Annotated in this window: 7 protein-coding genes; 1 reads left to right on the top strand and 6 read right to left on the bottom strand. The window is 71.7% G+C overall.

Going from position 1 to position 8,048, the window contains the following annotated elements:
* The 6 genes from ACR807_RS39960 to wecB form a co-directional block, all read right to left on the bottom strand.
* Nucleotides 1–1,169, bottom strand: a 1,169-nt coding sequence (locus ACR807_RS39960) for a zinc-dependent alcohol dehydrogenase (RefSeq protein ID WP_438926747.1), incomplete at its 3' end; no start/stop codon positions are given.
* Nucleotides 1,166–2,164, bottom strand: a complete 999-nt coding sequence (locus ACR807_RS39955; protein ID WP_438926746.1) for an SRPBCC family protein — start codon at nucleotides 2,162–2,164, stop codon at nucleotides 1,166–1,168. The genes ACR807_RS39960 and ACR807_RS39955, both read right to left, overlap by 4 nt.
* Before the next feature lie 257 nt (nucleotides 2,165–2,421).
* Nucleotides 2,422–3,648 carry an acyltransferase family protein gene (locus ACR807_RS39950; RefSeq protein WP_438926745.1) on the bottom strand — a complete coding sequence of 409 codons (1,227 nt, stop codon included), beginning with the start codon at nucleotides 3,646–3,648 and terminating at the stop codon, nucleotides 2,422–2,424.
* A 2-nt stretch (nucleotides 3,649–3,650) separates the two neighbouring features.
* Nucleotides 3,651–4,865 carry an FG-GAP repeat domain-containing protein gene (locus ACR807_RS39945; protein WP_438926744.1) on the bottom strand — a complete coding sequence of 405 codons (1,215 nt, stop codon included), beginning with the start codon at nucleotides 4,863–4,865 and terminating at the stop codon, nucleotides 3,651–3,653.
* Entirely contained in the window at nucleotides 4,865–5,680 is an 816-nt protein-coding gene (locus ACR807_RS39940; RefSeq protein ID WP_438926743.1) for a hypothetical protein, read from the bottom strand. Before ACR807_RS39940 ends, ACR807_RS39945 begins: the two co-directional genes overlap by 1 nt.
* Entirely contained in the window at nucleotides 5,680–6,849 is a 1,170-nt protein-coding gene (gene wecB / locus ACR807_RS39935) for a non-hydrolyzing UDP-N-acetylglucosamine 2-epimerase (RefSeq protein WP_438926742.1), read from the bottom strand. Before wecB ends, ACR807_RS39940 begins: the two co-directional genes overlap by 1 nt.
* Nucleotides 6,850–7,104: 255 nt before the next feature.
* Between wecB and ACR807_RS39930 the strand changes: the two genes are divergently transcribed.
* A complete protein-coding gene (locus tag ACR807_RS39930; RefSeq protein ID WP_438926741.1) occupies nucleotides 7,105–7,998 on the top strand; it encodes a helix-turn-helix transcriptional regulator in 894 nt (297 codons plus the stop codon).
* The last annotated feature ends 50 nt before the right edge of the window (nucleotides 7,999–8,048 follow it).

The following is an 8,048-nucleotide window of genomic DNA, read 5'->3' as shown; positions in this document are numbered from 1 at the left end:
TTGAGGACGACCTTCTCGCAGTCGTCCTGCTTGTTCTTGAAGATGTCGAAGCCGCGTTCCGCCTCGTCGAGCGGCAGGGTGTGGGTGATGATCCGGGTCGGGTCGATCTCCCCGCGCTCGATGCGCTCCAGCAGCGGCTTCATGTAGCGCTGCACGTGGCACTGCCCGGTCCGCAGGGTCAGCGACCGGTTCATCCACGCGCCGGCCGGGAACTTGTCCAGCAGGCCGCCGTACACGCCGATCACCGAGACCACGCCACCGCTGCGGCACGACAGGATGGCCTGGCGCAGCGCGTGCGGGCGTTCGGTCTCCGACCGCACGGCCTGCTTGACCTTGTCGTACGCGGAGATGTGCGCGCTGCCGTGACTGGCTTCCAGGCCCACCGCGTCGATGCACTTGTCCGGTCCGCGCCCGCCGGTCAGCTCCAGCAGCCGGGAGCGCACGTCGACCTCCTCGAAGTTCACCGTCGCGTACCCCGCCTGTTCCGCCATCCGCAGCCGGTAGGGCTCCTTGTCGATGGCGATGACCTGCGCGGCGCCGAGGACCCGGGCGCTGTCCATGGCGAACTGGCCGACCGGGCCCGCACCCCACACCGCCACCACGTCGCTGGGCCGGATGTCGCACATCTCGGCGCCCATGTAGCCGGTGGGCAGGATGTCGGAGAGGAACAGCACCTGCTCGTCGCTCAGGTCCGACTCGATCTTCAACGGGCCGACGTCGGCGAACGGCACCCGCGCGTACTGCGCCTGGCCGCCCGCGAAACCGCCGGTCAGGTGCGAGTAGCCGAAGATCCCCGCGACCGGGTGCCCGAACAGCTTCTCCGCGATCCCGGCGTTCGGGTTGGAGTTCTCGCAGCACGAGTACAGCTCGGCGGAGCAGGCCCCGCACGCGCCGCAGGCGATCGGGAACGGCACGACGACCCGGTCCCCGACGCGCAGCCGACCCGGGTCGACGCCCGGTCCGACCTCGACCACCTCGCCCATGAACTCGTGCCCGAGGACGTCGCCGTCCTGCATGGTGGGCACGTACCCGTCGACCAGGTGCAGGTCCGATCCGCAGATCGCGGTGGAGGTGACCCGGACGATGGCGTCGCGGCTGTTGAGGATCTTCGGGTCCGGCACGTCGCGGACCTCGACCTTGTTGCGGCCCGCCCAGGTGTTCGCCCTCACGCGCCCGCTCCCTTCTCCAGTTCGGCGTCCGACAGCGGCTGCGCCGGGTGCTGCGGGAACTCCGCGCGCGCCCGCTTGCCCCACGGGGCCCCGTCGGACCGGACGACCTCGCCGGTCTCCAGCACCTGCTTGAACCGGCGCAGGTCGTCGTCGAGCTGCTGGTGCGGTTCCTCGCCGAAGTACTTGGCGACCGCCTTGCCGACCGCGCCGCCCGGGATCTCGTACACCAGGACGACGTGCACCTCGGTGCTCGCACCGTCCGGGGCGGGCACGAACCAGACCGTGCCGGCGTTCGGCACGTCGGCCTTCCCGGTCGACCGCCACGCGATCTTCTCGCCGGGCGTCTCCTCGGTGATCTCCGCGTCCCACTCGACGTTCTTGCCGAACGGGGCGTCGGCGACCCAGTGGCTCGTCCGGCCACCGGTCTCCCGCACCTCTTCGAGGTGCGCCATGAACGTCGGGAGGTTCTCCAGGTCGCGCCAGAACGCGTAGACCTCCGAGGTGGGTTTGCGGATGGTCGTCGTCGCTGTCAACTCCACGGGTTCTCCTGTGCGTACGCCCCGCGCCGTCTGCACGGGGCTGGTGCGTGCCGCTCGGGTGGCCCGCACGGCGGTCATCAGGTCCAGCACCGTGATCCCGGCGACGGCGCCGGTGACCCCGACGAGCCGTCGTCGGCGGTGCCCGCCGCGGTGGGCGAGGGCCAGTCCCAGGGCGGTCAGGTCCATCGCGTCGCCCGCGACCCTGGTCCACGCCCACGCGCCCTTCCGCCGGCCGGCCAGGAGCCCGGCCGCGTGGACCAGCTCCCGCGCTCCGACGACCGGCACCACCGCCCGCGATCTCGCGGAGTCGTCCACGCCGCTGATCCGGCGCACCGCACCCGGTGCCGCCAGCTGCACCACGCCCAGGGCGAAGCTCAACCACCCCAGCCGCCGGCCCCGCTGCCGCACCTCGTCCTGCCTTCCCCGTCCTCTCGCCAGGCTCGCCGATCGGGTCATGGGCAGCCTCCGCATCCGGTCGCGCACTGTCGGACGTCCCGGTGCACGACGCCCCGGGACGCGACTGACACAGGCTCGGCTACCCGTGGGAAACCGGGTCAACCCACCGATCGACCACCGCGTGGGGACGGCACCCGGTCGTGACGGGCGCGATCACCGTGGGCGGTGGCGGACGCCGCGTGCGGCGTGACCCGGGGACCACCCCGAGGTCACGCCGCACGCCTGCCGGACCGTCGTCCCGCGACCCGGGCACCGGGTCAGGTGGTCTCCTTCACCGGCACGGCGACCGACTCGACAGCCGGCACCGCGACCGACTCGACAGCCGGCACGGCGACCGACTCGGCGGCCGGCACGCGGACGGGCCTGCGGCGCGGGCGGGCCCAGGCCCTCATCACGGGGCGTTCCACGAACGTGAACATGAGCCAGCCGACCAGCAGGGTCGCCGCGAAGAGCAGGACCGCCACGGCCACCGCGGTGGCCGTGCCGAACGGGCCCTCCGGCAGGAGCGTCCGGCCGTAGAAGATGACCACGCCCTGGCAGAGGTAGAAGCCGAACGACACCTCGCCCAACCAGACGGCGACCCTGCCGCGCATGCCGCTCGGCCTGTTGTCCACGTCCGCCGTCGCCCAGGCCAGGATGACCAGCGCGACCGGGACGATCGTCGCCACCACGAACCCGAAGGCGAACGGGAGCACGAGCGCCGCGGCGTACCCGACCGGGACGGACAGGGCGGCGGGCAGCAGGCCGACGTGCGGGACGCGGCCCTTGATCACCGCCCTGGCCAGCAGCATCCCCAGCACGAACTCGAAGAGCCTGGGCAGCGGGAAGATGTAGCCGAACCAGAACTGCGTGGTGGAGACGGGTGTGATCGGGGACTTCGGGGTGTCCGGGATCAAGGTCAGGTTCACCACCTGCACGGCCACCATCGCCACGACCGCCATCGCGGCCCAGAACCACAGCCGGTTGTCCGCGATCCGCCGCACCGGGCGGATGATCAGCGGGAACAGCAGGTAGAACAGCAGCTCGCTGCACAGCGTCCACGCGGGCGGGTTGACGTTGACGTACACCGCCGGGTCGGGCGAGAACGAGTGCAGCAGGAACAGGTTCGACAGCCAGCCCGACACCGGTGTCGTGGCCCCCGCGAAGAGCACCATCGCGGCGATGAACACCACGACGTGGTTCGGGAAGATCTTCAGCACCCGGCGCCGCCAGAAGGCGCGCATGGGCTCGCCCTCCACCGAGGACCAGGTGAGCACGAAACCGCTGAGCACGAAGAAGAACGACACGCCGAGGTAGCCGGCCTTGCTGAAGAACCACTCCAGCCCTTCGGCGAGGCCCTGGTCGCCGAAGGGGTTGACCGGGTCGTTCGGCGGGATCGGGGAGTTGAACAGGGTCAAGTGGAAGAAGAACACCAGCAGTGCCGCCGGGAAGCGCAGGCCGGTGAGCGACGGCAGGGGTGGCCGCCGGGTGTCGGGGGTGGACATCACTACCTCGGGATCTCGTTGCGGTAGACCATGATCTTGGCTTTCTCGGCCACGTAGTAGTTCTGCACGGAGTAGGCGATCGTGGCGAAGTCGAGGCGGCCGTCGCCGTTGAAGTCGGCGGTGGCGATGCGCGCGACCGACTCGTCGGCGACCCGCCACTTGGTCCAGACGCCGCGGGCGGCGTCGATGGCCTTGTAGTAGAAGACGCCCTGCCACGGCCACGGCCCGCGCAGCGCCACCAGGAACTCGTCGTCGCCGTCGCCGTCGAAGTCGGCGCACACGACCTGGTGACCGGGGCCCTCGCCGTTGTCGTTCGGGTCGCCGAAGACGTCGAGCAGGTGCCGCCGCCAGCCGCCCTCGCCGTCCTTGGTGTAGACCGCGACGGTGTTGCCGTGGAACGGTTCCAGCGCCGCCACGTACGCCATCGGGTCGCCGCCGAGGCCGCCCGCGTCGAGGTCGCCGCTGCCGCGGAACCCGGTCCGCTCGAACTGGGTCAGCTCGCCGGTGCCGACCAGCTCCTTGACCCAGCAGCGGCGCTCGGGGTCGTGGTGCAGCCACGTGACGCCCTCGTCGGAGGCCAGCAGCAGCGAGTCGAGGTCCGAGCCGGGGACGAGGCCCTTCTTCTTCTCCGCGCCGTGGATCATCCGGAACGAGTGGTCGTCGACCACGGTCATCGGCCACTCCTCGGCCGCGTGCACGTCGTCGGGCTGGGTGAACATCACCAGCGGCAGCACGGCGTGCACGTCGGCGGTGGCCACGATCGGCACGCCGATGACCTCCAGCCGCTCGGACTGGGTGAAGTGGCCGACCCGCAGCCGGTGCATGCCGGTCGCGCGCCCGATGTAGTGCCGCTTCCAGCGGGCGTCGGTCTTGTCCGCCGCGCCGGGGTTCTCCACCCAGTCGATCTTCCCGCCCCGCGGATCGGGGTCGACGATGGTGCCGATCGGCCCGTACAGCTCGTGGCAGACGACGATGTCGGGCAGGCCGTTGCCGCTGACGTCGGCGAAGTCGGCGCCCACGGGCATCCGGAACCCGTCGACGGCGAGCTTGCGCGGCCAGCCCGGCCGGTCCTGGTACCAGTAGATCTCGCCGAGGCGCAGGCCGTAGCCGAACAGGTCGGGCCGGCCGTCGCCGTCGATGTCCGCGGCCTCCAGCCAGTAGCCGTCGCGGAGCTGCTCGGCGACGACTTCGCCGGTGAACTTCGGTGGGGTGAGCATCATCGTCCTCCGGTCCGGTGGTACTCGACGGCCAGCCACACGCAGTCGGTGTCGGCGCGGTACTGGTGCCACGGGTAGGTGAAGCCCCCGTCGGGGCGGGTGCGGCAGAACGGCACGGGCGGGGTGTGCCCGGGGCCCATGAGCTGGTCCTCGTAGAGGGTGGCGTGGTCGTCGGCGCGGAACTTCTGCATCCGCCCGTGGCCGTGCACCTGGCTGTGGACCTCGATGAAGTCGTGCCGGTCGTGGATCGAGCAGTCGGTGCCGGCGGGGGCGAACCACAGGTTCACCCGGATCTCGAAGGTCCCGACGCCCTCGGGCCGCTCCTCGCCGAGCACCAGGGCGGCGTCGAACGCGGTGGTGCCGACGACGGCGCGAGGGCCCCGGTACAGGCCGGTCGTGCGGGGGAAGCCCGGCAGGACGTCGGCGAAGTGCTGCCAGCCGGGGGCGGTGGTGATCGCCGCGATGTCGTCCGCCGCGTCGTCGGGGACCCGCAGCAGGGCCACCCGGTCGGCGCGCACGACCGTCGAGTCGACCAGCACGGTGGAGGAGAACGGCGGCAGCGGGCGGGTGGGCGGTTCCCCGACCAGGGCGGGCGTGTGGGCGAGGTTCACCACGATCGTCCGGCCCGGGACCGCGAGCCCGGCGGCGTCGGTCACGACGGTGGTCTCCACGAACCCGTCGGCCAGGGCGACCGCCGTGACCGCGTTCGCGGCGACGGCGGCACGGGCGGACGCGGTGCCGGTGGGCGCGGACGCGGTGGGCGCGGACGCGGTGGGCATGGACGCGGCGGACGCGGTGCCGGTGGGCGCGGCCATCACGCCGCCATCGCTTCCGGCTCGACCTGGCGGCCGGGCACGAACGGCAGGACCGCCTGGCCGTCGCCGAAGTAGTGCGCCAGGGCGCCCACCACGCGCTCGGTGGCGTTGCCGTCGCCGTAGGGGTTGGCGGCCGACGCCATCAGCTCGCGCTGGGTCGGGTCGTCCAGCAGGCCCGTGACGTGCCGCACGACCTGCTCGCGGGTGCGGCCGACCAGGCGCGCGGTGCCCGAGGCCACCGCCTCCGGCCGCTCGGTGACGTCGCGCAGCACGAGCGTCGGCTTGCCCAGTGCCGGCCCCTCCTCCTCGGCGCCGCTGCTGTCGGACAGGATGAGGTCGCTGCGCCACATCAGGCGGCAGAACTCCAGGTACGGCAGCGGGTCCACGACGGTGATGTTGGGGACGCCGCCGATGAGCGGCAGCAGCCCTTCCCGCACGACCGGGTTGCGGTGCAGCGGGACGACGATCCGCACGTCCGGGCGCTCGGCGATGTCGCGCAGCGCCTGCCCGATCTGGGGCAGCATCCGCCAGGACTCGCGGCGGTGGGCGCTGGCGACGATGATCCGGCGCGGGTCGTCGTCGAGGTCGGCCAGGGCGGGGACGACGGCCGTCTGCGGTTGGCCGCTCGCCCAGCGCAGGGCGTCCACGACGGTGTTGCCGGTGACCACGATGCGCGACTCGCTCACGCCCTCGCGGATGAGGTTGGCGCTGTTGCCGGGGGTCGGGGCCAGGTGCAGGGCGGAGATCTGCGCGACCAGGCGCCGGTTGGCCTCCTCGGGGAACGGCGAGTGCAGGTTGCCGCTGCGCAGCCCGGCCTCGATGTGCACCACGGGCACGTGGTTGTGGAACGCGGCCAGCGCGCCGGCCAGGGTGGTGGCGGTGTCGCCGTGCACGAGGACGGCCTCGACCCGCTCCCGGGCCAGGTAGTCGGAGAGCCCGCTGAGCGCCCGGTGGGTGACCTGCGACAGCGTCTGCTTCGGGGCCATGACCCCCAGGTCGACGTCGGGCTGGATGCCGAACGCGTCGAGGGTCTCGTCGAGCATCTGCCGGTGCTGGCCGGTGGACAGCACGACGGGTGAGAAACGGGGGTCCTCGCGCAACATGCGGATGACCGGCGCACACTTGATGGCCTCGGGACGGGTACCGAGGACTACGGCTATGGAGCGCATGGCGTCCCTTCGATGTATTTCCTTCGACGTGGGGGTCTGGCTCGAATTCCGGCAACAATGCGCGATCGGTGATCCGATATTAGGGCTCGATCAGTGCCGGAAGGAACGGTGTTCAACCGACAACCCGTCGCCGGTTGCACGCGTCTTCATTCGGAGGAATACAGCGGATAAAAGTGCGCGGGGCACACGCAGGGTGGCACTGACAGGGTCAGGTTCACGCCACCGGAGGAGCCCCCGGTGCGGGACAATGGCGCCATGGACACGGAGTTGGGTGACTTCCTGCGTTCCCGCCGCGCCGCCCTGCGGCCGGAGGAGTTGGGCCTGGCCTCCTACGGCAGCCGTCGCGTGCCCGGGCTGCGGCGCGAGGAGCTGGCGCAGCTGGCCGGCGTCAGCGTGACCTACTACACCCGCCTGGAGCAGGGGCAGAGCCAGAACGTCTCGGACAACGTGCTCGACGCCATCGCACGGGCGTTGCGGTTGAACGACGACGAGGTCGCCCACCTGCGTGACCTGGCGAAACCCATCCGCCGCAAGCGCGCCAACCCCGCGCGGGCGGAGGCGGTGCGGACCTCGACGGCGCAGCTCATCAGCGCGATGGAGGGCGTGGCGGTGGTGGCGATGGACCGCCGCAGCGACGTGCTGGCCTGGAACGCCATGGGGCACCAGCTGCTCGCGCCGCACTACGCCGCGGACAGCCCGCGGTCCAGCGCCGAGCGCCCCAACCTGACCAGGATGCTGTTCCTCGACCAGGCCACCCGCGAGCTGTACGTCAACTGGGAGGACGAGGCGAAGCGGTCCGTCGCGTCGCTGCGCCTGGTCGCCGGCCGCCACCCGGACGACCGCCACCTGGCCGAGCTGATCGGCGAGCTGTGCATGAAGAGCCAGTTCTTCTCGGCCCTGTGGTCGCGCCACCCGGTGCTCAACTGCACGTTCGGCGTGAAGTACTTCGCGCACCCGCAGGTGGGCCGACTCGAATTGCAGTTCGAGGTGGTGCAGATGCCCGACGATTCGGCGCACCGAATTCTGATGTACAGCGCGGAACCGGGTACTCCCGCCGAGGCGGCGCTGCGCCTGCTGGGGCGCGGCCAGGCGGACGAGGCCGCCGTGCCGATCCCGAGGGTGGTCGAGCGCTCGCACCGCGACCGCTGACGACGTGGCCCGTGCCCGGCGGTTCCCGCACCGTCCAGCTGCTCGGCGAC

Source organism: Saccharothrix sabaoui (assembly GCF_051756985.1).
Classification (GTDB): Bacteria; Actinomycetota; Actinomycetes; order Mycobacteriales; family Pseudonocardiaceae; genus Actinosynnema.
This window is presented reverse-complemented; position numbering and strand designations above follow the sequence as displayed.

What these genes read in the sequence shown, in the direction of transcription:
- ACR807_RS39950 (WP_438926745.1), bottom strand. Translation starts at nt 3,648, where the DNA reads ATGTCCACCCCCGACACCCGGCGGCCACCCCTGCCGTCGCTCACCGGC.
- ACR807_RS39940 (WP_438926743.1), bottom strand. Translation starts at nt 5,680, where the DNA reads ATGGCCGCGCCCACCGGCACCGCGTCCGCCGCGTCCATGCCCACCGCG.
- ACR807_RS39955 (WP_438926746.1), bottom strand. Translation starts at nt 2,164, where the DNA reads ATGACCCGATCGGCGAGCCTGGCGAGAGGACGGGGAAGGCAGGACGAG.
- ACR807_RS39930 (WP_438926741.1), top strand. Translation starts at nt 7,105, where the DNA reads ATGGACACGGAGTTGGGTGACTTCCTGCGTTCCCGCCGCGCCGCCCTG.
- ACR807_RS39945 (WP_438926744.1), bottom strand. Translation starts at nt 4,865, where the DNA reads ATGCTCACCCCACCGAAGTTCACCGGCGAAGTCGTCGCCGAGCAGCTC.
- wecB (WP_438926742.1), bottom strand. Translation starts at nt 6,849, where the DNA reads ATGCGCTCCATAGCCGTAGTCCTCGGTACCCGTCCCGAGGCCATCAAG.